The organism is Dolichospermum circinale AWQC310F (genome assembly GCF_000426925.1).
In the GTDB taxonomy this organism is placed as follows: Bacteria; Cyanobacteriota; Cyanobacteriia; order Cyanobacteriales; family Nostocaceae; genus Dolichospermum; species Dolichospermum circinale.
Genome location: NZ_KE384676.1, coordinates 14,612 through 38,524, shown reverse-complemented (window position 1 = coordinate 38,524; position 23,913 = coordinate 14,612). Strand labels below are relative to the sequence as shown.

The following is a 23,913-nucleotide window of genomic DNA, read 5'->3' as shown; positions in this document are numbered from 1 at the left end:
ATTTAAAAGTTCATAACTATAGGCAGTCCATTGCTGATTTGAAAGAATCTCAACGTTATGGACATCTTGATGCTAGTCGAATGATTATGGAAGTAAGACAGCAAATTCTATCTATAAAATATGGAAAACTACAAGATTTACTTGCGGCAGAAGATTGGGCATTAGCAGAATACGAAACACTTAAGGTAATGCTACTGTTTACGAAATTGTGGGAAGAGAAATATTCGTTAGGGGAAGACGATATTGATAATTTTACCAGCGAAGATATTCGCACCATTGACCAGTTGTGGCTAAAATACAGTAATGAAAAATTTGGTATTTCTGTGCAGAAACGGATTTATCACGGTTTGGGTGGAACGAGAACCTACAACGAAAAAATATGGGAAGCCTTCGCTGACAAGGTAGGATGGAAAAAAGGAGGAAAGTGGATTCAGCTTCAGGAAAGGGATTTTGATATAAAAGCACTAACCAAAGGAGGTTTACCATTTGTTATGGGGATTTCTTATTTGTACAAATATTCTTCTATGGATACAATGGATACATCTGAATTCAATGATCTTATCAAAGTAAGAGATTTTATGTTGGACACATGGAAGAGGGATATGGTGATATATTGGGAGGAGGTATGGCGAATTAATTTTAAACGATGCGATGATGATACACTTAATTTTCTTTTATCTCATCAAGACTTGTAAACTGTAACCTTTAGATATTACAAAAAATTATTAAGTCTGAATCAGGATATCTAGGATTAAAGGATTTACAGGATGTTAGTTTAGTGTGATTTATTGAAGATTGATTTTTAGAAATTTTCATGAATTAGAATTTTAATTGTCAGAATCAGGATTTACAGAATGTGAGTTTTGTATTTAAAGCATGGACTTATGAGAGCATTAATCTAAATGATAAATAATATCCAAAAATTATCAAATTCAAAACATCCTTAAATCCAAGAAATCTGAACCCAAATAAACATCCTCTAAATCCTTAAATCCTAGATATCCTGATTCAGACAAAAAAGCGATAGTATCATTACCTAACCTACTCCTTATCAAAACACTCAAGCCCTAATTACAGTAATCCTATATTGATTTTCCGTCACCACCACCTCACTTGATAACCTTTCTTCCATTGGTAAAGCATTTTTTCGCCTATCAAACACAAACAACCACCCAAAATCCAACCCTAAACGCCCTAAATAGGATTCTAATTGTTCAATACCATCAGTTTGAGGATCGCGTTTTTTATCCCTCCACACCTTTAACTCAATCCCTAAAATTACATCTTTATAACGCAGACATAAATCCATTCTGTCACTACCAATTGCATATTCCCTTTCTAAAACTCCCCCACCATTAATAACACGATGTAAAAAAGCCATTAATACAATATGCGGGGCAATTTCATGATAGCCAGTGCTACCTAATAATGGTTCTCCATGTTGTCGCCAAAACTTGAGAAATGCTGTTAATAAAGCATCAATATTTAATTCACCTTCTGGGGTTAACCAAGTGGGTGCAATCATTGGTAAAGATGCCATTGGTGTTACTGTTAATACTCTGGGTAACACTTCCCGATAAATGGGATTAGCAATAGTTAAACCTCCATAGGGGTGCATTTTACATAATCCCAAATCAATCACAAATTGAATATCATCGTTGGGTATATTTCCTAATTCTAAACCTGCTAACATTGGTTCAATAATTGCTTTTATCCTGGGTTCTCGTAACCGTTCAGCTAAACTATCTAAATGAGTATCTTGACGAGTAATTAATATTTCTTTGGCTTTTAAAATGTGTTCTTTGGTAATAGCAATATTTGTATCTTTAACCATTTTTTCTACAACTTCTTTAGCCAAAGCATTCACTAACCAAGGTTGTCCTTGGGTTAAATCAAATGCTGTTTCTATAGCTTCTGGTGTGAAAATTTGTCCTGTTGCTGCTGTATGTTGTTGATATAATTCTCCTACTTCTGCAATATTAAAATTTCGCATAGTAATAGAAGCAACTTTAATATTAAAAGGACTGGATGTATTTAATCTGTCACTACCACCAGATGCTACTTTATAATCTCGCACATCTCGTAAACCAATTAATCCCACCGATGAGGGAAAATTTTCGGGACGTTTAGGAAACCCATCTCTTAATTGTCGTAAAATAGAAATTAATGTTTGGTCTTGTAAAGAATCAATTTCATCTATAAATAATATTAAAGGACGATTTATAGCTTTTGCCCAACCTCTTAAAAAAGCCTTAATTCTGCTTCCTGGTTCTTCCTGTTGCCATTGTTTAGCAGGTGGTTGTAATTCTAGAGGTAGACTATCTTGAATTGTATTATACCAAGTTCCTAAAATTGCTAATTCTGCGGCGATGGGATCATGATTAAATGCACTTCCTACCTCTGCTGATACCATGACTGCTGCATAATTTCCTGTATCAGTAAGTTGCTTTGCTAGGGATAACATGGCGGTGGTTTTTCCCGTTTGTCGTGGTGCATGAAGCACAAAATAACTTTCTTGTGCAATTAACATTGATAAGTCGGGTAAACGACTGGTGGTTGAGAGTGTATAGTTTTTTTTAGGGTTACAGGGACCTGCAATATTAAACCAGCGAGTCATGATGATTTTGGTAATAAGTGAACAATTTAAGTTTAGACGATTTTCGGGTTGGGGCGGGTCAGGAAGGCTTCAATTTAAATCGTGACCTGTTGGTGGTGATAGATCCATTACTTCGGTAAACCGGGAATATTTCACCTCACTAGTTGGGGGAAAGTGTGCGGAAATACCCATTAAACCGACTTTGATATCCTCAAAGAAAATCACACCACCAATTCGTCCGCTTGCTTGGAATGGTCCGTGGAAAAATTGATGTCGGGGAATATAGATAAGGAGAGAATTGGTAATTTTGACGTTTTGACCAAATAGTTGTTGACAGGTTTTTTTGACAACTGCGTCGATATATTGATTCTGGCTAGGTTTTCCCAAGTTGATGAATTCGGGATGATCCGCAAAATGATCCATGTAATATGTCCAGATGTTAGACAAATCTTTTTCTTCAGTGAGGATTTGCTTGAGTTCCTGCCATCGTTTGAAATTCATAATCAGGAAGAAGATTAAAAGAGGATGGGTAGATTGGATTATTCTTTGCTTACTAAAAATTTATCATAGTTATGCGTAAGCGTTGCGCGACCTAGGCATCGCTATTCCAGGGTTAGGGAAAAATTAGGTAACGCCTAAGAAAACCAAATAAATGAATTTGCTGCTGGCTATCTTTGCTTATAGCATAGCTGGGGGTGGATTTATCACCTAATTTAAGGAAAAATCAGGGAATGATTAGACCTATCCTTGTAAATCCTGACTATATCAGCAATTCACCAATTTATTGCCATATAACTGCTGTGCGGCCATTGTCCACCTAATAAAGCGTAAATTTCCACAGGTTTTCCAGAAATGGTAATGCCGATTTCATAGGATTTACCTGTGAAGGCAGCAAAACGTCGACAAGCTTCATCATAAAAGTGACTGCGGCGATAATTTTTATTAGTTAAATCAATGGCAAATAGTCCGTAAAAATAGCGAGGAATACTTTGAATTGTTTCGACAATTTGCCCTAAGTTTCTCGCTAAAATCGCATTTCTGGGAACTTCTGTTCCCCAAGCTGTGTCCAATGCCCAAGAGGCAGAACTGAGGTGAGAACCGCCACAAATTCCACAAATTCTGGGAGTGACAATTAAGCCGGCTTGGGGATCTTTTCCGCGTAAAATTATTTCAAAACCCCGAAAAAGTTCGGCATGAGTCCAGGCATTTGTGACATATCCATTTTCGATTTCGACACGCACATCTAAATCACCCTCGACTCTACCAACGGGTGAAATATCTAAGGTTTGAATTGGCATATTTTTCCTTTGTCAGTTGTCCGTTGTTAGTTGTCAGTTGTCCGTTGTTAGTTGTCAGTTGTCAGTTGTCCTTTGTTAGTTGTTATGAGATTTTTATTTTTTTGTTTCGCGCATACATACCTGAAAAGTAGGGACAAAAAAATAACTGTGGAAAGAAACCTTTTAACCACTGACCACTGACTAATGACTAATAACTAAACGGTAAAAAAGTCTTCCTCTGCCCATTTTGGGGCTGTGTCTTTGGCGACAACGGTAAGCACTGCGTAATCTTTATGGTTGACTCCGGGGGGTATTTCTTTGGGTACTCCCATGACGGTTTGGGTTTTAAAGACTGTTCCGGGTTCAAGGTCAAAAAAGGGAAATTCCGGTTCTGTACAGCCTAAACAGGGCATTCCAGCGCGGGTTTTGGAGGAGACGCGGTTCCAAAGAATACGGTTACAGGAAGAACGGGTCATGGGTCCACGACAACCTAAGTCGTAAAATAGACAACCTTTCCGTTGGCCAAATTCCCCGGTTGTGGCTTTGTATGCAAAGTGAATGTTGCGGGTACAACCGGTTTGGGTGAAGGTGTTAAAGAAGGTTTGGGGACGATGTAGTTCATCGAGAACTATATCATCAATTCGTCCGGTGGCGATCGCTACTAATATCTGCGTTATCCAGTCGGGGTGTGCGGGACAACCGGGAATATTAATGACGGGTAAACCACCTTGACTGACAAAATCTGAACCTAAAAAACCGCCTTTTTCCCGTTTCAGAAATTGTAGTCCTTTGGAGTCGCTGGGGTTGGGTGACATTGCGGGAATTCCCCCCCAGGTCGCACAGTCTCCTACTGCGACAATGAATTTGGCAACTTTGGCTAAATCGTTTAACCAATCTTTCATAGGACGGTCTGCAAACCGGTTCCATTCTCCTGTACCATTAGGGGCGTTAACTACGCTGCCTTCAAATACCAAAATATCCAGGGGCGTTTTCCCTAAAATACAGTCCCATAACATGATTTGGACGTTATCACCCAATTCTAAACCCAGGGAAGGATGCCAAAGTATTTTCATGCCGAAATCAGCAATTAAATCACAAGCTGTCGGTTCTTCCGCATTCAGAAATGACATGGTGTTACCTGAACAAGCACCACCTTGTAGCCAAAGTACATTAGTCATTAGCTATGTATTTTTATATATGTTGACAATGGACAATTAAGGAAGTTATTTAAGGGTATAACTTACCCTTTTTTCAGGATTTAGCTTGTAGATTTTGACCCTCTTGATCATTAATTTGGACTCCTATTTGATTTGTGGGCAACATTTGTATTAACCAACCACTTGGGACACAGAGATCACGGAGGAGGAGAACAGGGAGATGTCTATGTCTACTGCAATTGCCACAAACACATTTTCTTTAGGAGTGCTATAGCTATATTTGTTATTATAATCTAAGGTATTATTTAAGTCAATTACCTTTTTTCTAAATAAAACTTAAAAGTTTTTGAATAGGCAAATGGCAGTAAAATAACAAATAAATAACAAGTATAAAAATTAATTAATTATCAGGACGTGATCCAGCAGTTCCCGATCTTATGAAGTACAGATATTAATAATAAAACTCTTGTGGTGCGGGCATCTTGCCTGCACAAAGTGTACTTCACTCAAGCTCAACTTGCTGTATAATTTCCCCTACTTTAAAAGTTTCTCGTCCTATTGTCACTATATCATCATCTCCTAATTTCCGGCCTCTTCTTGTTTCCACTATACCATTCACTTTCACCTCACCATCAAGTATCAACAATTTCGCTTGACCTCCCGTAGAGGCTATACCAATAAACTTTAAAAACTGGTCTAATTTAATCATTTGCTTTTACTAATTACTTAAAAAGTATCATCCATAGCAATATAGCAGAATTTAGGATTTTGGCAATAAATTAAATTCTACCAAAGCCGGTAAAAAGTTTTTATTTTCATGACTAGGACGACTGAGTTTAATTAGGACAAACCGCTGTAAAATGGTTAAATTTTTCCAAGCTTCGATAGTGATAATTATACCTATTTCTTGAGCTTTTTCGTCAACACTTCTGGGAATATTGGTGATATCTAACCATGGTGGATTAGGTTCAATTGGTAATTCAGCCACAGATTTACCAGTCAGTTTTAATACTAGCTGCTGAATATAATCTCTGTAATTATGAATTTGACTATCTGTAGCACAAGGTAATATGATTAATTTTTGACGTGACTCTTGATTCATCTCATTCCATTCTGCTAATTTTAGCTTAATTCCGCAAGTATCTAGCTTGTAACGTACTAGCATAGGAATACAGCGCAAGGAATCAACAAAATCCGCTTCAAATTCAAAAAAATCTGTCATAAAATGGGTGTTATTTATTTATGAAAAATAGATTTATATAGTTATTGTAAATGATTTATGAGAAAATATCGTAGGATCTATAGCCCGCCTGGGAATTAATTCCCAGTCTCATAGCCAAGGTCATCTAAAGATGACTAAATAACCCAAAAATTAACGAATCGGATTGCTATAAAATACAAATATTATGAATATTGATTCCCAGTATCATGTTACGACTATTATTTTAGCTGGTGGTAAAAGCACTCGCATGGGTAGAGATAAAGCTTTGATTGCCATGGGCGGTGTGCCTATGTTAAGATTAATTTGTACTATTGCAGAGGCTTGTACGGATAAAGTTTATATTGTCACTCCCTGGCCAGAACGTTATCAAGAATTACTCACACCTCACAGTCAATTTATTCGAGAAGTTCCTTTACCTGGGGAAACTGGAAATGAACCCCGCACCCATGGACCCCTTGTAGGTTTTATGCAAGGTTTAGCAGCAGTAGAAACAAATTGGGTACTTTTATTGGCTTGTGATTTACCAAATTTACGGCTAGAAATATTGCAAAATTGGATAGGTCAATTAGATACAATTCCCGAAAATAAAATAGCAGCTTTGGTACAAAATCATCAAATTTGGCAGCCTTTATGTGGTTTTTATCGTCGTCGTTGTTTACCGGAATTAAGGCAGTATATTGAACAAGGTGGACGTTCTTTTCAAGAGTGGTTAAAATCTTATTCTGTAGAAGTATTGCTTTTGGAAGATCCAGAAATGCTATTTAATTTTAATCATCTTGATTCTGTAAAATTTCTATAAAGATAAGTAATTTTACTCTAGACTTTTTCTAGAGGTTGTTTTATAGTAATTAATAATTATTAATTAAATAACTCAATTATATTTTTGGTAGTAATACCTATTAATTAAAATGTGCGTTGCTGGGATTTTATCTGATTATCTATAGAGATAGAATATTTCTAGATTGATAATTAAAATTTCCGTAATTTATGCAACCTAGATATTGATAATTTAATTCTTTTCTTCAACTAGTTAGAGTACACCAATTATGATATCTAGTATGACAGATTCAGCGGTCAAAGCAGCGATCGCGGCTATATCTTCCGAGTCAGCAACAACAGCAGAAAAAATCCAAATGCTGATGGAAATTGCTACAGGTTTACAAAAAAAGCCGCAAACATCCCAAGATTTACGCCATGCAATTGGGCTATTTGACCGTGCATATCAAATGTGTGGGGAGGAATACGTTTTACTGAAAGCACGGGCTAAGGTGGGCAGGGCAGGGGCATTACAGATGATTCCTGATGGTGATTCCCAGATGTTGCAAGAAGCGCGGGTAGATTATGAGGAAGCTTTGCCAATTTTACAACAATTTGCCACAGCGGAGGAGGTAGCAGCAGCCCAAATGAATTTGGGTTTAGTTTTACAGTCTTTAGTTCCCGAAAATTTAGCGCGGATAACTGATAGTATTCATGTTTATCATCAGGCTTTGCGGGTGTTTACTTGGGAAAAGTATCCGCAAGAATATGCGATTTTATATAATAATATAGCGATCGCTTATCTGTCTATGCCAATGGCATCAGAACGGGAATCTTTACGTCAAGGTTTAGCAATACAGTCTTTTGAAACTGCTCTCAAACATATTAACATAATTGACCATCCTAGAGAATATGCAATGTTGCAAAATAATTTAGGAAATGCTTTACAATATTTAGTGAGTTCTCATCCTGGAGAAAATAATTTACGGGCTGTTTTAGCTTACAATGAAGCTTTGAAAGTGCGTAATCCTCAAGATACACCGTTAGAATATGCTAACACAATTTCTAACAAAGCTAATGTTCTTTTCAACTTACCTGATAATCCTGAAAAACCGGAATTAGGAAATCAAATAAATCTTTTGCAAGCGCGAGAATACTATCAGCAAGCTTGGGAAATATTTACAGAACATCAACAATTAGAACAAGCAGAAATAGTAGGTAAAGCACTAGAAGATTTAGCCGCAGAAATCCAAGTATAGGAGAATCATCATGTTTAATTTTGTCAATGATCCAGAATTTATTAACTTTCTGTATAGTCTAAATACAGAATTAAATTTCACCACAGGATTTACTTGGTTAATCATTGCTGTAATTTTATCAATGGTTGGTGGTGCAATTGGTGGAATTATCCTTGCTGGTAAAGATATCGGATACAAATTTGCAGCCATAATTGGTAGTTTATTCGCACCAGCGGGGGTAATTCCTGCGGTAATTTTAGGGTTATTTATCCTGAATTTATTAGCTAATTACTAGGAGGATATATGTTAGAATTAAGTTGGTTTTCTATTAAGTTATTTTTTAAGGGTAAACTATTCCGTGACCCCATATATTTTCTGCGTCAAACTATAATTGCTAGTGGTATTGGCACAGTTATATTAGTATTACTAGCACAAGCATCAATTCCCCTTTGTATTCCCATTACTGTAGCTAGTTTAATTACGGGTGCAATTATGCCTTTTTTATTGCAAGATTTTAGAATGAAATGATTTACAGTAGGTTGGGTTGACACTAGAAAACCCAACATGATCAATATATAAACAAGTAGGTTGGGTTGACACCAGAAAACCCAACATGATCAACAGATAAACAAGTAGATTACAACATTTTCAGGACTTTGTTGGGTTTCGCTGTCGCTTAACCCAAGCTACAAATACATTACAAATTACAATTATATGCTATTCTAAAAAGAAGATTAATAAATAATTATCCAGGGATTATGTCTGATTTTAATAACTACATCCAAGACTTACAATAAAATCTTAAAAGTGGTGGACAAAGCAGTCATTACCCCAGCCTAAAACGTCTCATTGAGGGTTTAATGATGGGGATTAATGCCAGAATTGAAGAAAAAGGTAATCAAGCAGGAATACCAGATTTAACTGTCAGAAAAAATGATCGGATTTTAGGATATATAAAAGCTAAAGATATTAATATTGATTGAACTAAAATCGAAAAAACAGCACAAATCAAACGTTATTTAGAATCAAATATTGGTGACAATTTGATTTTAAATAATTATCTAGAATTTCATTGGTATGTAAACGGAGAATGTGAAAAAACTACTAAACTAGCTGATTTAAAATCAGGTAAAATTATTGTAATTAATAATTTACAACCAATCAGAGAATTACTACAATCATACCGCACTAGATACGCTGAATTTCTGAAAATAGATTTTCCCCGTCTTCCCTTAACCAGTAATCAAAACCTATTTAACTCATTCACATATCTAGGAATTTAAAATTGGTAGATACCAAGTATTAGACAAATGGTTAAAAGACAGAAAAAACGCCAAACGAGAATTATCTACCCAAGAGATTAACCATTATCAAAAAATTGTTATCTCCTTAACAGAAACTTTCCGAATAATGGAAGAAATTGATAGAATTATTCCAGGTTTTCCGATCATCTAAATATGTTGGGTTTCCTTGCGTCAACCCAACCTACAATTTTATTAACTAAACCTGAAGTAAATAACGTAAATATTAGTTCCCTATCTACATTGCAAACCCAAAATATATCCCATTTCTCCCTCTTCCCTGATAGCGCCAAAATAATATTAGGAAATAATATTACACCCGAACAGTTAGTAATTCCCCTTGCACCCACTCCTACAACAATGTTTGGACCCCGTGCAGCTTGTTTATTATCACCAACCGGACCATTATGGGTAGCAGATACAGGACATCATCGTTTATTAGGGTGGCAAAATTTACCCACACAAGACCATGAACCTGCGGACTGGGTAATAGGACAACCTGACTTTTTTCATGAAGGACAAAACGCCAAAAATACACCGGGAAAATCTACATTTAGTGTGCCTACGGGTATTTGTAAATGTGGTCATGGTTTAGCTGTTGCAGATGCTTGGAATCATCGCATTTTAATCTGGTATAATCTTCCAAAAGATAGTCATATTCCCGCAGATTTAGTGTTAGGACAAACTAACTTTATTGATAATAAACCAAATCGAGGAAACCAAGAACCCGCAGCTAATACTCTACATTGGCCTTATGGTATTTTCCATTATCAAGGTAAACTATTTGTAGCTGATACCGGAAATCGTCGGTTATTAATTTGGAATCAATTACCCACAGAAAATGGTCAACCTGCGGATATAGTTTTGGGACAACCAGATATGATATCACGCAATGAAAATGGAGGTGGTTCTCCCACTGCTGCTAGTATGCGTTGGTGTCATGATATCACGATTTGGGATGATAATTTGGTCGTGACTGATGCAGGTAATAACAGGGTCATGATTTGGCCAGGAATACCAACAGAAAATAATACTCCTTGTGCGGTGATTTTAGGACAAGAAAACTTTAATTTTGTAGAATTAAATCAAGGGGTTTATTTTCCTAGTGCTAGTAGTTTAAGTATGCCTTATGGGGTAGATATTTGGGGAGATTATTTAATAGTGGCTGACACGGCTAATTCGCGTTTAGTAGGATGGAAAAAACGAGAATCTATTCTATTATTACAGGGTGCGGATGCTGATGTTGTCATTGGGCAAGATAACTTTACAAATAAAAGTGAAAATCGCAATTTTGGACTAGCAACGCGACAAAGTTTAAATTGGTGTTATGGAGTTAAGGTTTGTGGAGAAGTTGCGGTAATTTCTGATTCTGGGAATAATCGCGTTTTGATTTGGAAGTTTTGATTATCTCTCGCAGAGTCGCAGAGTCGCAGAGGAGGAAGAATGAGAATAGAGGAAATTAGGGTTTGTGGGACTGTACAAGGTGTGGGTTTTCGTCCTACTGTTTATCGTTTAGCTCATATTTTAGGTTTGAAAGGTGAGGTTTATAATGATGGTAAAGGGGTGTTAATTCGTGTTTCTGGTAGTGAGGAAATAATCACGGAGTTTGTGAATAAATTATATCAAGAATGTCCGCCTTTGGCAAGGATTAATGAGGTGGTTAGAGGTCTATATTGGGGAGAATTTAATTTTGATGATTTTGTGATTTCTCCAAGTGTTAATGGTGTGATAAAAACTCAAGTCTCTCCTGACGCTGCAAGTTGTTCTCAGTGTCAAAGGGAAATTTTTGATCCTTTTAGTCGTTATTTTCGTTATCCTTTTACTAATTGTACTCATTGTGGTCCAAGGTTAACTATTGTTGGCGCTATTCCTTACGATAGGGATAATACGAGTATGGCGAATTTTCCAATGTGTAAGGAATGTGAAAGGGAATATCAAGATGTGGAAAATCGTCGTTTTCATGCTCAACCTGTGGCTTGTTTTGTATGCGGACCTCGTGCATGGTTAGAAAGGGCTGACGGTAAACCTGTGATATCTGATATGTTCTCAATGTTGGATGATTTGGATGCTGTTTGTACTTTATTACAAAAGGGTGAAATTGTCGCTATTAAAGGTTTAGGTGGTTTTCATTTGGCTTGTGATGCTACTTTGGAAAATGCAGTTATAAAACTCAGAAATCGTAAACATAGATATCATAAGCCTTTGGCTTTAATGGCAAGAGATATAAATATTATTTCTGAATATTGCTATATTAATGATTTAGAAAAGGCATTATTAACAAGTTCGGCTGCACCTATTGTTTTATTAAAAATAAAAGCTAATCATCAATTAGCATCTGCTATAGCACCAGGACAAAATACCCTGGGTTTTATGTTACCTTATACGCCTTTACATCATTTAATTCTCAGAAGAATGAAAGTACCAATAGTTTTAACTAGTGCTAATATTTGTGATGAACCACAATGTATAAATAATGAAGATGCTAAAGATAAATTATCGAAAATAGCTGATTATTTTCTATTACATAATCGAGATATTGTTAATAGAGTAGATGATTCGGTAGTTAGAGTTATTGATGATAAAATTCAAACCCTCAGACGCGCTAGGGGATATGCACCAGCACCAATTATTTTACCACCGGGATTTGAAAAAATACCGCCTCTTTTGGCCATGGGTAGTGAGTTGAAAAATACCTTTTGTTTATTAAGAGAAGGTGAGGCGATTTTATCACAACATTTAGGAGATTTAGAAAATGCGTCCGCGTTTAATGCTTATCAAGAAACATTGAATTTATATCTAAATTTGTTTGAACATAAACCAGAAATAATTGCTATTGATAAACATCCAGAATACTTATCATCTAAACTTGGTAAACAACTAGCAACGGTTAATCATATTAAATTAGCAGAAATTCAACATCATCACGCCCATATAGCCGCTTGTATGGCAGAAAATAAAATTTCTTTAGATACAAAACCGATTTTAGGAATAGCCTTTGATGGTTTAGGATATGGAGAAGATGGTACATTATGGGGAGGAGAATTTTTATTAGCAGATTATCAAATTTTTCAAAGATTAGCAACATTTAAACCTATGCACATGATAGGAGGAAAACAGGCAATTTATCAACCTTGGAGAAATACCTATTCTCAATTAATTAATGCTTTTAGTTGGCACGAAATACAAGAAGAATACAGGGATTTAGAAATAATCAAATTTTTAGAACATAAAAACCCTAAACTACTCAACCAAATCATAGAAAAAGGTATTAATTCACCCTTAACATCATCAGTAGGAAGATTATTTGATGCAGTTGCAGCCGCAATAGGTATTTGTCCAGAACAATGCAGCTATGAAGGACAAGCAGCCATAGAAATGGAAGCAATAGCTGATACCAATATTTTAAACAATAATAAAGAAACTCTAAATTATTCCTTTAAATTGCAAAAATCAGCTAATATATATTATATAGATACATCCCCGACATGGCGAGAAATTTTGAATGATATAAAACAGTACATTTCATCATCAGAAATAGCCGCAAAATTTCATAAAAGTTTAGCTGTTGCTATTGGAACAATTGTTAAACGACTTAGACAAGAACATCAATTTAATCAAGTAGCATTAACAGGAGGCGTATTTCAGAATCAAATTTTATTACAACAGGTAAAAATGCGACTAGAAAAATTAGAAATTAATGTATTAAATCATAGTATAGTACCGACAAATGATGGAGGATTATCACTAGGACAAAGTGTAATTGCAGCCGCTAAATACTTAAGAGAAACGCTATAAAAACCTCCGTTGTCTCTGCGCCTCTGCGTGAGATAAATCTTAAAAGATTATCACTAGGACAAAGTGTAATTGCAGCCGCTAAATACTTAAGAGAAACGCTATAAAAACCTCCGTTGTCTCTGCGCCTCTGCGTGAGATAAATCTTAAAAAAGGAAAACTCAAATGTGTTTAGGAATACCCGGACAAATAACAGAAATAACCAACAGAGAACACAAACTAGCTATAGTTAATATTGGAGGAGTCAAAAGAGAAATAAACATAGCCTGTATAGTTGACCAACAACACCCACCAGAAGCTTGTATAGGAGATTGGGTATTAGTTCATGTTGGTTTTGCCATGAACAGAATTAACGAAAAAGAAGCAGCAGAAACATTAAAATTATTGCAAGAAATAGCCGCTTTGCACTAAAGTACAAGGCTAATAGCAAAAGTCAGTTTTAACGGACTGGAAAACAAAATAATGACATTCTAGCTAATCAATTTATGTTTTGTGAAGTAATTAATCCAAAATCTAAAATCTAAAATTGATATGAAATATGTAGATGAATTTCGCAACCCAGAAAAAGCCCAAGCCTTACAAAAAGAAATCGAAAAACTCAGCCAACAAATAGACAGACATTTAAAAATAATGGAAGTATGTGGAGGACATACCCATGCGATTTTTAAATATGGAATCGAAGAAATATTACCCGATAATATAGAATTAATTCATGGTCCTGGTTGTCCAGTTTGCGTCATGCCTAAAGGGAGAATAGATGATGCGATCGCCCTCTGTCAACTACCCAACATCATATTTACCACATTTGGCGACGCAATGCGTGTACCTGGTGCAAAAACCAGCTTATTGCAAGCCAAAGCCCAAGGTGCGGATATTCGCATGGTTTACTCACCTTTAGATAGTCTGAAAATAGCCAAAGAAAACCCCCATAAAGAAATAGTTTTCTTCGGTTTAGGCTTTGAAACCACAGCCCCCAGCACTGCTTTTACCATTCTCCAAGCAGCCACAGAAAATATTACTAATTTCAGTATGTTTTCTAATCATGTCTTAGTAATTCCCGCCTTACAAGCATTATTAGAAAACCCCGATTTACAACTCGATGGTTTTGTTGGTCCAGGTCATGTAAGTATGGTCATAGGAACAGAACCCTATGAATTTATTGTTCAAGAATATCATAAACCCATCGTTATTTCTGGCTTTGAACCATTAGACATTTTCCAATCTATTTGGATGTTATTAAAACAAATAGTAGAAAATCGTTGTCAAGTCGAAAATCAATATAATCGTTTAGTAGAACCAGTCGGAAATCAAAACGCATTAACAGCCATGAATCAAGTTTTTACAGTGCGGGAAAAATTTGCATGGCGAGGTTTAGGAGAAATCCCCAATTCCGGTTTTAAAATCCGCGCAGAATATGCCCAATTTGATGCTGAAGTTAAATTTACAATTCCTAATTTAAAAGTAGCAGATCATAAAGCTTGTCAATGTGGAGAAATTCTGAAAGGAAGTTTAAAACCTTGGCAATGTCAAGTATTTGGAACAGCTTGCACACCAGAAACACCCATAGGAACTTGTATGGTTTCTTCCGAAGGTGCTTGTGCAGCATATTACAAATATGGGCGACTTTCAACTATGGCTAAACGAGATAAATCAGGTGTATCGCCCCAACCACTATCAATCTAAATTGCACAATTTGAGGAAAATGATATGCCTTTTGTTACTGTCCAAATTGGTAAAGGTCACTCCATAGAAAAAAAGCGGAAATTAGTCAAAGCTGTAACTGATGCTTTAGTTACTGCTTTAGGAACAAAACCCGAGTGGATAACCGTACATATTGACGAATTTGAACGGGAAGATTGGGCAGTTGGTGGCATTTTACATTACGATAAACACAATGGTAGACATGAAGAAACAGGTAGGTAATTAATTAATAATGACAGGCAAGATGCCTGTCCCACAAGAAAAAAAATATAATTACAAAGCAACTTTAAAATGCCAATTAACCCTAATCAAAATTCACTCTTTCAAAAAATCGAACAAGTCCGTCGTCGTGCAGGAAAAGTGAGAGATACTCATATTAATTTATCTCATGGTAGTGGTGGTAAAGCCATGAGAGATTTAATCGCCGATATATTTGTGAAAAGTTTTGATAATCCCATTTTATCCCAATTAGAAGACCAAGCCACATTTGATTTACTTAGTCTTTCTCAACATGGAAAGCGATTAGCATTTACTACAGATTCCTATGTAGTAGATCCTTTATTTTTTCCTGGTTCAGACATAGGAGAATTAGCAATTAATGGTACAATTAATGATTTAGCCGTGAGTGGAGCAAAACCTTTATATCTCACTTGTAGCATGATTTTAGAAGAAGGTTTACCCATAGAAACATTAAGAAAAGTTGTGGCTAGTATGCAGAAAGCAGCCCAAAAAGCTGGAGTACAAATAGTCACAGGAGACACAAAAGTTGTTAATCGTGGTTGTGCTGATAAATTATTTATAAACACTGCCGGTATTGGCATAATTCCCCCAGGAATTGATATTTCTCCGCGCCATATTCAACCAGGAGACGTGGTAATTATCAACGGAGAAATTGGAAATCATGGCACAGCAATATTAATTGCCAGAGGAGAATTAGCATTAGACACAAATATAGAAAGCGACTGTCAACCATTACATGAATTAGTTGCCGAAATTATTAAAATTTGTCCCCAAATTCACGCCATGCGAGACGCAACCAGAGGAGGTTTAGCCACAGTATTAAATGAATTTGCCCTCACTTCTAACTTAGGAATACGCATTCATGACAATGCAATTCCCATTAAAGAAGAAGTAAATGGAGTATGTGAAATCTTAGGTTTAGAACCCTTATATTTAGCCAACGAAGGAAAATTAGTCATAGTTGCACCTCCAGAAAAAGTCGATTTGATTTTAGCAACAATGAAAAACCACCCCACAGGAAAACAAGCATCTATCATAGGTGAAATTATTCCCACACCACCAGGAATAGTCCTATTAAAAACCAAATTTGGTGCAGAAAGAATCATAGATATGCTAGTCGGCGACCAACTTCCCAGAATTTGTTAAAAAACCTCATTCTTCCTCTCTCTGCGCCTCCGCGTCTCTGCGTGAAATAAAAAAAACCTATGCACGAACTAGGAATCACTCAAAATATCATCGCTATAGTTAGCGAAAACGCCCAAAATAAAAAAGTCCAAAGAGTATTATTAGAAATTGGTCAATTATCAGCTATTATGCCAGAAGCGATTAAATTTTGTTTTGATATTTGTTCCCAAGGTACAATAGTTGAAGGGGCAAGATTAGAAATTTTGGAAATACCAGGAATGGCTAAATGTCGTGAATGTGGTACAAATTTTTATGTCGAAAAACCTTTTGGTATTTGTGAATGTGGTAGTATTAAATTAGATATAATAGCTGGTGAAGAACTAAAAATTAAAGAAATTGAAGTAGAGGAATTATGTGTGTAACTTGCGGTTGTGCCGACGATAATCAAACAACAATTACAAATATGGAAAATGAACATCATCATACTCATACTTTAGCAGATGGGACTGTAATTACTCATTCCCATCATCATGAAGAAACAACCCAAATTCATGCTCAAGTCCATAATACAACCATATCTTTAGAACAAGAAATATTAGGTAAAAATAACTTATTAGCTGCCCAAAATCGTGGCTGGTTTAAAGGTCGAAATATTCTGGCTTTAAATTTAATGAGTTCTCCCGGTGCAGGTAAAACTACTTTATTAACTCGCACTATTAATGATTTAAAAAATACACTAACTATCAGCGTTATTGAAGGTGATCAAGAAACTACAAATGATGCTGAAAAAATTAAATCTACTGGTTGTAAAGTCGTGCAAATTAACACGGGTACTGGTTGTCATTTAGATGCTTCTATGGTAGAAAAAGGGCTGCAAGAATTGAATCCGCCGTTAAATTCTGTGGTGATGATTGAAAATGTCGGAAATTTGGTTTGTCCGGCTTTGTTTGACTTGGGAGAAGCGGCTAAGGTGGTAATTTTATCGGTGACGGAAGGAGAAGATAAACCTATTAAATACCCTTATATGTTTCGCAGTAGTGATATTATGATTTTAACGAAAATTGATTTATTGCCTTATATCAATTTTGATGTTCAGCGTTGTATTGAATATGCTAAACAGGTAAATCCCAAAATCCAAGTGTTCCAAGTTTCTGCTACTACTGGGGAAGGGTTAGATGAGTGGTATGGGTTTTTGTTTAGTAAGGTTGTGGTTTCTGTTTAATTGCAATTTTCTTTTGATAAACTAATCAAAACTTGGGCTAGTTTACGCTAGTAAGCTGTTTTGCATTTAATTTACACAGGATTAAGCAAGGGAGCAATATGCTCCCATGACATTAATTTTTATAAAAATTTGACGTTTTTACATTATTCAATTTAGTAGCAGGTTAGCTGATCATATATAATATGGGTATAATTAAGACTACCCAATCTAGTTCTGTCATAATTACCATAAATTCACAACTGTAAGTACGATGTGGGCGATCGCACAAGCATATTTTATATGAAAACCCTGGAATTTAAAATCTATCCGACTCTTGCACAGTCACAGACAATTGATAAATGGCTGGATAAACTCAAGTGGGTATGGAACACGGGCTTATCACTGAAATTAGCAGGAAGACAGAAATATTATAGGGAGAAAGAAATAGGTGATCAAGTCATTCCCGATGGTGTGGTTTTACAGTGGAAATGGCGAAAAGTCGTTACTGAAGACAAAAAAGGTAAATCTACTGAGAAATGGGAGAAAGTGCGATTAGTCGGTACAGGTGTGATTAGACCCAAGAATGGTTATCCCTATTGCGAGATTAGGCAACATTTGAATATTGAAGACCCTGATAAATATGGACAATGTGAATTTTATAGAAGTGATAAAATTCCCGACTTCATGGCAGATGTTCCCACTAAATTTAAGGCGGGAGTAATTGATTCTTTAAAGAAATCATGGAAAGCCTATGTTACCCCAAAACACCCCGGTAGAAAGCCAAAATTCAAAGGGAGAAATGATAAAATCAAGTCGCTTGTCAACCTCAATGCTGGTGGTAAATCCAAAGAACTAAAACCGGAAAAAATACCCGGTTCAAATAATGGTTATGTCCAGTTCCCCAAGCTTGGTAAAATTCGGGTTAAGGGGTTATTTGATAGATATGATTGGCAGGAATGGGGAGCAGCCAGGATAGTTATAGAACCATCAGGTTATTATCTTCATGTATGTGTTGATGTTCCCGATGAACCATTACCAAAATCTGATAAATCAGTGGGAATTGATCCTGGTTTACTATCAGTTATTACCACAGATCAGGGTAGAGAAGTTGAACCGCCTAGACTATTTAGAAAGCAGCAAGCCAAGCTAAGACGGTTACAGCGCAAAGCATCTAGACAAGTTAAGGGAGGATGCAATCAGAAGAAAACCTACCGAAAAATAGCACTACATCATGAGAAGATTCGCCGCAGCCGCAACGCATTTAATCATAAGTTATCTACTAAGATTGTCCGCGAGTATTCTGGTATTGTGATGGAAGACATAAAAATACAAAATCTTAATCGCAAGCCCAAAGCTAAAAAGCGTGAGGATGGCAATGGCTATGAACAGAATGGAGCAAAACGTAAAGCTGGTTTAAACAAAAGTTTTGCTGATTCGGCACTGGGTGATTTAATCAGTAAAATTGAAACAAAGTGTCAAGATACTGATAGAGAGTTTGTAAAAGTTGCGGCTCACTACACTACGGTTGACTGTTCAAATTGTGGTGCTAAAATAAAGAAAGCCTTGAGTCAAAGAACTCATCGCTGTACAGAATGTGGCCACACAGAAGGGCGTGATTCCAATGCAGCAAAGAATATTTTACTCAAGGGCAAAAAACAATTACAAACAGTGTACCGCGCTTGGGCGTGGGAACATGGGGAAACCCGAAAGCCTGACTCTGAGTGTGAAACGCACTGTCATCAGGAAGGTGTGCAAGCACCACCGGAGGATGAACATTCCTCCCAATTAACCCTTGTAAGAACCCCCGCAAAGGGAACTCAGCGCGGAAGGGGGGATGTAAAAACCTCTACTCCTGCAAAAACAACCTCAAAGCTAGACACCGTAAGCGATCCGAACCTTGACAATAAGCCAGATACCCGCGCACCTTGCACATCAAGCATTTCACCGAATTCAGTGGAAAATAAAATTCCCAAAACTAAGAAAAACAAGAGATCCGCGCAATCATCATCTGAAAGCTTTACACAGCTTACTATCTGGGATACGGCAGGTGAAATTAGCTTTGAGTAATCAGGTTAATTGCAAGGAGTTCAGGATCATAAAGCAAGTCGGAAAATTCCAGGTGAAATTAGCTTTGAGTAATCAGGTTAATTGCAAGCAACAATATTTCTGTCTCATTGGTCGTCCCGGCGGGTGAAATTAGCTTTGAGTAATCAGGTTAATTGCAAGGGGAAATTGAGAATGTGTGTGGATCGCATTTTCAGGAAAGGTGAAATTAGCTTTGAGTAATCAGGTTAATTGCAAGGACCCTGATCTCATCCATGCTAAAAAACCCGGACGGTGAAATTAGCTTTGAGTAATCAGGTTAATTGCAAGAGCTTAAAAGTATTTTCGGCTTCTATTGTAAGCTTGGTGAAATTAGCTTTGAGTAATCAGGTTAATTGCAAGAATTAAAGATCGGGATAAAATCTGGGCCGCCGCAGGTGAAATTAGCTTTGAGTAATCAGGTTAATTGCAAGTTCTCCAAAATTTATTCGGAAGGACATTTTTCACCGGGTGAAATTAGCTTTGAGTAATCAGGTTAATTGCAAGGCTGGGAAAGGAAATTTTCTGAGGGAATGGTAGAAAGGTGAAATTAGCTTTGAGTAATCAGGTTAATTGCAAGAGTGTATGCTTGGGTAGTTGCAGCGCCTAACATATACGGTGAAATTAGCTTTGAGTAATCAGGTTAATTGCAAGTCTGAATTTCCTTTTTAAATGTTGGGGACGGAATAGCAGCGGTGAAATTAGCTTTGAGTAATCAGGTTAATTGCAAGTAAATCAGCTAATTGTCTATTTAGCTTAATCAGCGGTGAAATTAGCTTTGAGTAATCAGGTTAATTGCAAGATTCAAAAACCAGCAATATCCCAAAACCATTGGCGGTGAAATTAGCTTTGAGTAATCAGGTTAATTGCAAGAACAAGCAACGAAACGCTACAGGCTAATGACGTGAGGTGAAATTAGCTTTGAGTAATCAGGTTAATTGCAAGACCAGAGACAAATTATTAATACTACACACAGCTAAATGCAAAGCATCTAAAGTTCTTAAAGGCAGATCAAACCTGGATATCCAGTCTCTAGCTAAACGGTAATGTTGATTTTCCAATAAAACAAGACCATACAAACCTTCATTAAGATGATTTTCAAACAATTCTGTAATCCGTCTAGCGTCATTTTGGGAAACTTCACCCATTCTTACCCTACGAGATAAGGCAGAAAATAATTCCACCTCAACTAATTGACTAATGATCGGTTTATCTTCTTGTTTTTGTAATAGTTGTTCAACAACAGCACTTAATTTTTCAGGCACATAATAAGGAACAATGGCGCTAGTATCTAAATAAATCAATATCTTTCGTTCTCTCTTTCTTCTAATATCGTGGTACTCATTGAACTTCCTTTTAAAACTATGGATTTTCTAAAATCGTTTAAACTAGGAAATACTTTTTTTACCTGTTGGGGAGGAAGAAGACGAGCAATTTCTTTGCCTTCTTTCATCAGAATAAATTGCTCACCTTTAGCGACTTGTTCTAGAAGTTTATATAAATTTTGAGTAGCTTCTTCAATTGTAATCTGAGTCATAAGGTTCTCAATATTTTACAAATTTTCTTTAATTATATAACAGAAATAGATGTTTTGTAAATATATTCTATTAGCTATTTAGGGAAACTAGATCCCCATACCCTGGTAGGTTTGCCCAGTAATAGCAATCTCCATATTTCTGACATTACCAGAAAGAGCTATATCACACTCACCAGGTTCAAGAATTAGCCATCCCTTTGACCAAATTATACCGGTCACGCGAAGGATGTAGGTTATGAACTCTTGCAAATGTTATCTAATATTTTCGATGAACCAGTTGATAAAAGAAATCTTAAATCTGTTCTTGAACGACAGGGAAATGTAAATATTTTTTTAGGTGATAAAAGTATTAATCAAAATATAATTGGTTGTATGAATATTGGTTCTAAACCTCCTAAGAGAAAGTTAGATAAAAAGAGAGTTGAAAAAATCGAAAAATTACGGGAATTAGGTTTAACTGATCAAAAAATTGTAGAAATATTAGAATTACCCTTAGAGGTCGTTCAAGAGGTGGAAGTTTAAACTTGTGATATTAAATCTACTAACTATCTAACATAAGAAAATCGTGCGTTACGCTGTCGCTAACGCACCCTACGAAGATTATTTTTGAAAAATAGTTAATAATACAAACCCTAATAAGGGATAATGACCTACACAATTTAAACCGGCATTATTCCCCATTTCTTCTCTTTGTTTTTGGCTATAAAATCTAACTGCTGTGGGAGAATGGGGTGTAATTTGACATGATGATGAGTTATTAAAAGTAATGTCCACTAAATAAAATTTACCACCAGGAGAAAGTACCCTTGCTACTTCTTTTAAAACTTGGTCTGGTTGGGGATAATGCAAAAAACTGATAGTATTAAAAACCGCATCAAATTGTCCCTCTACAAAGGGGAGATTTTCGGCATTACCTTCAAGGTAAATTAAGCGGGGACGGTGGCGGTTATTTTGCCTCGCTACCCGCAACATTTGGGGAGATAAATCTAAACCTGTGCCTGTAATTTCTGGAAACTGATTTGCTAATCTATTTAATAATCTACCTGTTCCACAACCTAAATCAAGTACATTGGCATTTGCTGATAATTCAACTTGGGAAAGTAATCTTTTATGAATTGCTTGATAAATAAAAGAAGGAAATGTCCAATCATAACTATTTGCCCAACGATCAAATAGTTCTTTTTTGTTATTAATCATGTTGTTAATCATGGCTGGTATATTGTATTTATTTGATTATAACAAGATAGAAGATAAATCCCCGACTTTTCAAGAAGTCGAGGATCAGGTGATTTTAGGGATTAAAATATAATTTAGGACTTACAACCAATCTCGATAGGCTGAAATTTCATTCACTCCAATTTCAAAGGGTGATCCCTTGCCAAAAGGAGGATAAACGCGAATTTTGGCATCTTTAGTGAATCTTTCCAGCCTATTTCCTAATTGGGGAATATTACTAACTATATGCCAATAGGCAACTAGATCGGGACAGTCTACAATTAACATCAAAGTCGTCTTATTTGTGGTCATGTACCACTGACAATTAGATAGTAATACTTGGGTAATGCGATCGCACGCATAAAAGAAGCATTTACCAATAGACTGTTCCAACTCTAAATGTAGCATTCCATCCTCTTTTGTTACCTTAGTCGGAGGTAAATCATCGGGAGGAAGTAGGGAAAGTTTAGACATAATTCCGCACCTCTTGATTGTAGCGTTGTAAACTTTCTCGATTTTTCTGTAAGGAAAAAGATGAAGGTTTTAACGCTAGTGTGCTGAGATTTAATTCGTCCTGAAATTTCTTGATTTTGTCACGACAACCGTTGACATCACCGATAATTGAATTTTCCAGCAAATAGTCCTCATCAAAACAAATATTTGTCCGATCAAATGCTGGTTGTTGAGGACTTTTTTCCATTACTTGAGTTGAGTTAGCCGTCATTTCTTTGCTAAAATGACGAATAAAAGGTAATGCTTCATTTACTGCTTGATCATGAGTTTTACCCACAAAAAAGAACCGCGCTAACAGGAACTTTTCTGCACCACTTTGATTAAATTCCCGATATTTATTAACCGTCTTCTTTAGTCTTGCTAAAGAAAACGGCGGACCCCCCATTAAACCAAAGGAATTTTCAGCAGCAAATTTAACTGCATCATCATCACCACTAGCAACATATATAGGAATTGGTTTTTGCAGTGGTTGGGGTTGTATCGTCAGATTTTCGCATTGATAATATTCGCCATTAAATGATACGTTAGTTTCATATAATAGCTTTTGAATCAATGCCACTGACTCTAACATTCTGGTGCGAGATTCCTGCATTTTCACACCAAAATGTTTATTTTGCTGGGGAAAAGGTCCACCTTTAGCTACTCCAAAAGCCAACCTACCACTACAAAGATTATCCAAGGTAGCAATATCTTCAGCAACGCGAATTGGTTGGTGAAATGGCAATAATACAGCCGCAGTTCCTAGACGAATTTGCGAAGTCACACCTGCCAAATGTGCCAATAATAGCAGAATTGAAGGACTGAGATTGAACTCATTAAAATGATGTTCTGTTACCCAAGCTTCTTCAAAACCTAAACTTTCAGCCTCCTTCACCAATAAAACTTGTTCAAAGATAGTGCGTCTAGCATCATGGTGATGATTTTCGTAATTGCAGAAAAGTCCTGTTTTCATTGTTAACC

General features: G+C 36.2%; 26 protein-coding genes, 3 pseudogenes and 1 CRISPR repeat array. Of the genes and pseudogenes, 18 read left to right on the top strand and 11 right to left on the bottom strand.

The window, feature by feature from the left end:
• A partial coding sequence (locus ACIR310F_RS24825) for a GUN4 domain-containing protein (RefSeq protein ID WP_196803188.1) occupies positions 1–695 on the top strand: 695 nt, incomplete at its 5' end.
• Positions 696–1,060: 365 nt separating this feature from the next.
• Here ACIR310F_RS24825 and ACIR310F_RS0109195 read toward each other — a convergent pair.
• From ACIR310F_RS0109195 to ACIR310F_RS0109185, 3 genes and pseudogenes are all read right to left on the bottom strand, one after another.
• Positions 1,061–2,617 carry an AAA-like domain-containing protein gene (locus ACIR310F_RS0109195; protein ID WP_028083591.1) on the bottom strand — a complete coding sequence of 519 codons (1,557 nt, stop codon included), beginning with the start codon at positions 2,615–2,617 and terminating at the stop codon, positions 1,061–1,063.
• A 69-nt stretch (positions 2,618–2,686) separates the two neighbouring features.
• Positions 2,687–3,097 carry a hypothetical protein gene (locus ACIR310F_RS0109190; protein WP_028083590.1) on the bottom strand — a complete coding sequence of 137 codons (411 nt, stop codon included), beginning with the start codon at positions 3,095–3,097 and terminating at the stop codon, positions 2,687–2,689.
• A gap of 287 nt (positions 3,098–3,384) precedes the next feature.
• A pseudogene (locus ACIR310F_RS0109185) lies at positions 3,385–3,894 on the bottom strand (nickel-dependent hydrogenase large subunit); the annotation flags it as partial.
• Between ACIR310F_RS0109185 and ACIR310F_RS25450 the strand changes: the two are divergent.
• The gene (locus tag ACIR310F_RS25450; protein WP_155963718.1) at positions 3,888–4,025 is read left to right on the top strand and encodes a hypothetical protein; all 138 of its coding nucleotides are present in this window, start codon (positions 3,888–3,890) and stop codon (positions 4,023–4,025) included. The pseudogene ACIR310F_RS0109185 and the gene ACIR310F_RS25450 overlap by 7 nt on opposite strands.
• Positions 4,026–4,088: 63 nt before the next feature.
• Here the strand turns inward: ACIR310F_RS25450 and ACIR310F_RS0109180 are convergent, their stop codons facing one another.
• The 3 genes from ACIR310F_RS0109180 to ACIR310F_RS0109170 form a co-directional block, all read right to left on the bottom strand.
• Entirely contained in the window at positions 4,089–5,051 is a 963-nt protein-coding gene (locus ACIR310F_RS0109180; protein ID WP_028083588.1) for a hydrogenase small subunit, read from the bottom strand.
• 481 nt (positions 5,052–5,532) lie between these two features.
• A complete protein-coding gene (locus ACIR310F_RS0109175; RefSeq protein WP_028083587.1) occupies positions 5,533–5,739 on the bottom strand; it encodes an RNA-binding S4 domain-containing protein in 207 nt (68 codons plus the stop codon).
• A 51-nt stretch (positions 5,740–5,790) separates the two neighbouring features.
• Positions 5,791–6,252 (bottom strand): nitrate reductase associated protein, encoded by a 462-nt coding sequence (locus tag ACIR310F_RS0109170; RefSeq protein ID WP_028083586.1) that lies wholly within the window; start codon positions 6,250–6,252, stop codon positions 5,791–5,793.
• Between the two features lie 184 nt (positions 6,253–6,436).
• Here ACIR310F_RS0109170 and ACIR310F_RS0109165 point away from each other — a divergent pair, with 184 nt between their 5' ends.
• The 15 genes and pseudogenes from ACIR310F_RS0109165 to c2c8 form a co-directional block, all read left to right on the top strand.
• Entirely contained in the window at positions 6,437–7,051 is a 615-nt protein-coding gene (locus tag ACIR310F_RS0109165) for a molybdenum cofactor guanylyltransferase (protein ID WP_028083585.1), read from the top strand.
• Between the two features lie 247 nt (positions 7,052–7,298).
• On the top strand, positions 7,299–8,267 hold the full coding sequence (locus ACIR310F_RS0109160) for a hypothetical protein (protein WP_028083584.1): 969 nt from the start codon (positions 7,299–7,301) through the stop codon (positions 8,265–8,267).
• Between the two features lie 10 nt (positions 8,268–8,277).
• Positions 8,278–8,541 carry an asr0689 family protein gene (locus ACIR310F_RS0109155; protein WP_028083583.1) on the top strand — a complete coding sequence of 88 codons (264 nt, stop codon included), beginning with the start codon at positions 8,278–8,280 and terminating at the stop codon, positions 8,539–8,541.
• Between the two features lie 8 nt (positions 8,542–8,549).
• Positions 8,550–8,774, top strand: a complete 225-nt coding sequence (locus ACIR310F_RS0109150) for a hypothetical protein (protein ID WP_028083582.1) — start codon at positions 8,550–8,552, stop codon at positions 8,772–8,774.
• Positions 8,775–9,106: 332 nt separating this feature from the next.
• Positions 9,107–9,229 (top strand): hypothetical protein, encoded by a 123-nt coding sequence (locus ACIR310F_RS27300; RefSeq protein ID WP_269208349.1) that lies wholly within the window; start codon positions 9,107–9,109, stop codon positions 9,227–9,229.
• Between the two features lie 60 nt (positions 9,230–9,289).
• Positions 9,290–9,529 (top strand): type ISP restriction/modification enzyme, encoded by a 240-nt coding sequence (locus ACIR310F_RS26720; RefSeq protein ID WP_028083581.1) that lies wholly within the window; start codon positions 9,290–9,292, stop codon positions 9,527–9,529.
• A gap of 261 nt (positions 9,530–9,790) precedes the next feature.
• Complete coding sequence (locus ACIR310F_RS0109135; RefSeq protein ID WP_028083580.1) at positions 9,791–10,951, top strand: NHL repeat-containing protein; 1,161 nt, start codon at positions 9,791–9,793, stop codon at positions 10,949–10,951.
• 39 nt (positions 10,952–10,990) lie between these two features.
• Positions 10,991–13,342, top strand: coding sequence for a carbamoyltransferase HypF (gene hypF, locus ACIR310F_RS0109130; protein WP_028083579.1), 2,352 nt, complete (start codon positions 10,991–10,993; stop codon positions 13,340–13,342).
• A gap of 162 nt (positions 13,343–13,504) precedes the next feature.
• Positions 13,505–13,750, top strand: a complete 246-nt coding sequence (locus tag ACIR310F_RS0109125; protein ID WP_028083578.1) for a HypC/HybG/HupF family hydrogenase formation chaperone — start codon at positions 13,505–13,507, stop codon at positions 13,748–13,750.
• Between the two features lie 120 nt (positions 13,751–13,870).
• Positions 13,871–15,022 carry a hydrogenase formation protein HypD gene (gene hypD / locus ACIR310F_RS0109120; protein WP_028083577.1) on the top strand — a complete coding sequence of 384 codons (1,152 nt, stop codon included), beginning with the start codon at positions 13,871–13,873 and terminating at the stop codon, positions 15,020–15,022.
• Positions 15,023–15,046: 24 nt separating this feature from the next.
• The gene (locus ACIR310F_RS0109115; RefSeq protein ID WP_028083576.1) at positions 15,047–15,262 is read left to right on the top strand and encodes a tautomerase family protein; all 216 of its coding nucleotides are present in this window, start codon (positions 15,047–15,049) and stop codon (positions 15,260–15,262) included.
• A gap of 69 nt (positions 15,263–15,331) precedes the next feature.
• Positions 15,332–16,426: a hydrogenase expression/formation protein HypE gene (hypE, locus tag ACIR310F_RS0109110; protein WP_028083575.1), complete on the top strand. Its 1,095-nt coding sequence runs from the start codon at positions 15,332–15,334 to the stop codon at positions 16,424–16,426.
• Positions 16,427–16,485: 59 nt separating this feature from the next.
• The gene (gene hypA, locus ACIR310F_RS0109105; RefSeq protein WP_028083574.1) at positions 16,486–16,827 is read left to right on the top strand and encodes a hydrogenase maturation nickel metallochaperone HypA; all 342 of its coding nucleotides are present in this window, start codon (positions 16,486–16,488) and stop codon (positions 16,825–16,827) included.
• The gene (hypB, locus tag ACIR310F_RS0109100; RefSeq protein ID WP_028083573.1) at positions 16,818–17,627 is read left to right on the top strand and encodes a hydrogenase nickel incorporation protein HypB; all 810 of its coding nucleotides are present in this window, start codon (positions 16,818–16,820) and stop codon (positions 17,625–17,627) included. Before hypA ends, hypB begins: the two co-directional genes overlap by 10 nt.
• A gap of 279 nt (positions 17,628–17,906) precedes the next feature.
• Positions 17,907–19,238: pseudogene (gene c2c8, locus ACIR310F_RS27585) on the top strand (type V CRISPR-associated protein C2c8); the annotation flags it as partial.
• A 414-nt stretch (positions 19,239–19,652) separates the two neighbouring features.
• Positions 19,653–20,633: a CRISPR direct-repeat array (repeat unit 37 nt; unit sequence GGTGAAATTAGCTTTGAGTAATCAGGTTAATTGCAAG).
• A 59-nt stretch (positions 20,634–20,692) separates the two neighbouring features.
• On the opposite strand, the pseudogene ACIR310F_RS27580 reads toward c2c8, so the two are convergent.
• Positions 20,693–20,953, bottom strand: a pseudogene (locus tag ACIR310F_RS27580) (type II toxin-antitoxin system VapC family toxin); the annotation flags it as partial.
• A 35-nt stretch (positions 20,954–20,988) separates the two neighbouring features.
• Positions 20,989–21,225, bottom strand: a complete 237-nt coding sequence (locus ACIR310F_RS0109085) for a type II toxin-antitoxin system Phd/YefM family antitoxin (protein WP_028083571.1) — start codon at positions 21,223–21,225, stop codon at positions 20,989–20,991.
• Positions 21,226–21,474: 249 nt separating this feature from the next.
• Here ACIR310F_RS0109085 and ACIR310F_RS21905 point away from each other — a divergent pair, with 249 nt between their 5' ends.
• On the top strand, positions 21,475–21,747 hold the full coding sequence (locus tag ACIR310F_RS21905; RefSeq protein WP_051289527.1) for a hypothetical protein: 273 nt from the start codon (positions 21,475–21,477) through the stop codon (positions 21,745–21,747).
• Positions 21,748–21,825: 78 nt separating this feature from the next.
• On the opposite strand, the gene ACIR310F_RS0109070 is transcribed toward ACIR310F_RS21905, so the two are convergent.
• The 3 genes from ACIR310F_RS0109070 to ACIR310F_RS0109055 form a co-directional block, all read right to left on the bottom strand.
• On the bottom strand, positions 21,826–22,434 hold the full coding sequence (locus tag ACIR310F_RS0109070) for a class I SAM-dependent methyltransferase (protein WP_028083570.1): 609 nt from the start codon (positions 22,432–22,434) through the stop codon (positions 21,826–21,828).
• Positions 22,435–22,542: 108 nt separating this feature from the next.
• On the bottom strand, positions 22,543–22,914 hold the full coding sequence (locus ACIR310F_RS0109060; RefSeq protein ID WP_028083569.1) for a hypothetical protein: 372 nt from the start codon (positions 22,912–22,914) through the stop codon (positions 22,543–22,545).
• Positions 22,907–23,905, bottom strand: coding sequence for an LLM class flavin-dependent oxidoreductase (locus tag ACIR310F_RS0109055; RefSeq protein WP_028083568.1), 999 nt, complete (start codon positions 23,903–23,905; stop codon positions 22,907–22,909). The genes ACIR310F_RS0109060 and ACIR310F_RS0109055 overlap by 8 nt, the downstream gene beginning before the upstream one ends.
• Positions 23,906–23,913 lie beyond the last annotated feature (8 nt).

Bases quoted from the DNA above. Each gene is read 5' to 3' on its own strand.
- ACIR310F_RS0109165 (WP_028083585.1), top strand. From the start codon at position 6,437: ATGAATATTGATTCCCAGTATCATGTTACGACTATTATTTTAGCTGGT.
- ACIR310F_RS0109125 (WP_028083578.1), top strand. From the start codon at position 13,505: ATGTGTTTAGGAATACCCGGACAAATAACAGAAATAACCAACAGAGAA.
- ACIR310F_RS0109160 (WP_028083584.1), top strand. From the start codon at position 7,299: ATGATATCTAGTATGACAGATTCAGCGGTCAAAGCAGCGATCGCGGCT.
- ACIR310F_RS0109115 (WP_028083576.1), top strand. From the start codon at position 15,047: ATGCCTTTTGTTACTGTCCAAATTGGTAAAGGTCACTCCATAGAAAAA.
- ACIR310F_RS0109180 (WP_028083588.1), bottom strand. From the start codon at position 5,051: ATGACTAATGTACTTTGGCTACAAGGTGGTGCTTGTTCAGGTAACACC.
- hypD (WP_028083577.1), top strand. From the start codon at position 13,871: ATGAAATATGTAGATGAATTTCGCAACCCAGAAAAAGCCCAAGCCTTA.
- hypA (WP_028083574.1), top strand. From the start codon at position 16,486: ATGCACGAACTAGGAATCACTCAAAATATCATCGCTATAGTTAGCGAA.
- hypE (WP_028083575.1), top strand. From the start codon at position 15,332: ATGCCAATTAACCCTAATCAAAATTCACTCTTTCAAAAAATCGAACAA.
- ACIR310F_RS0109190 (WP_028083590.1), bottom strand. From the start codon at position 3,097: ATGAATTTCAAACGATGGCAGGAACTCAAGCAAATCCTCACTGAAGAA.
- hypF (WP_028083579.1), top strand. From the start codon at position 10,991: ATGAGAATAGAGGAAATTAGGGTTTGTGGGACTGTACAAGGTGTGGGT.
- ACIR310F_RS27300 (WP_269208349.1), top strand. From the start codon at position 9,107: ATGATGGGGATTAATGCCAGAATTGAAGAAAAAGGTAATCAAGCAGGA.
- ACIR310F_RS0109055 (WP_028083568.1), bottom strand. From the start codon at position 23,905: ATGAAAACAGGACTTTTCTGCAATTACGAAAATCATCACCATGATGCT.
- ACIR310F_RS0109060 (WP_028083569.1), bottom strand. From the start codon at position 22,914: ATGTCTAAACTTTCCCTACTTCCTCCCGATGATTTACCTCCGACTAAG.
- ACIR310F_RS0109085 (WP_028083571.1), bottom strand. From the start codon at position 21,225: ATGACTCAGATTACAATTGAAGAAGCTACTCAAAATTTATATAAACTT.
- ACIR310F_RS0109175 (WP_028083587.1), bottom strand. From the start codon at position 5,739: ATGATTAAATTAGACCAGTTTTTAAAGTTTATTGGTATAGCCTCTACG.
- ACIR310F_RS0109170 (WP_028083586.1), bottom strand. From the start codon at position 6,252: ATGACAGATTTTTTTGAATTTGAAGCGGATTTTGTTGATTCCTTGCGC.
- ACIR310F_RS0109155 (WP_028083583.1), top strand. From the start codon at position 8,278: ATGTTTAATTTTGTCAATGATCCAGAATTTATTAACTTTCTGTATAGT.
- ACIR310F_RS0109150 (WP_028083582.1), top strand. From the start codon at position 8,550: ATGTTAGAATTAAGTTGGTTTTCTATTAAGTTATTTTTTAAGGGTAAA.
- ACIR310F_RS0109195 (WP_028083591.1), bottom strand. From the start codon at position 2,617: ATGACTCGCTGGTTTAATATTGCAGGTCCCTGTAACCCTAAAAAAAAC.
- ACIR310F_RS21905 (WP_051289527.1), top strand. From the start codon at position 21,475: ATGTTATCTAATATTTTCGATGAACCAGTTGATAAAAGAAATCTTAAA.
- hypB (WP_028083573.1), top strand. From the start codon at position 16,818: ATGTGTGTAACTTGCGGTTGTGCCGACGATAATCAAACAACAATTACA.
- ACIR310F_RS0109070 (WP_028083570.1), bottom strand. From the start codon at position 22,434: ATGATTAACAACATGATTAATAACAAAAAAGAACTATTTGATCGTTGG.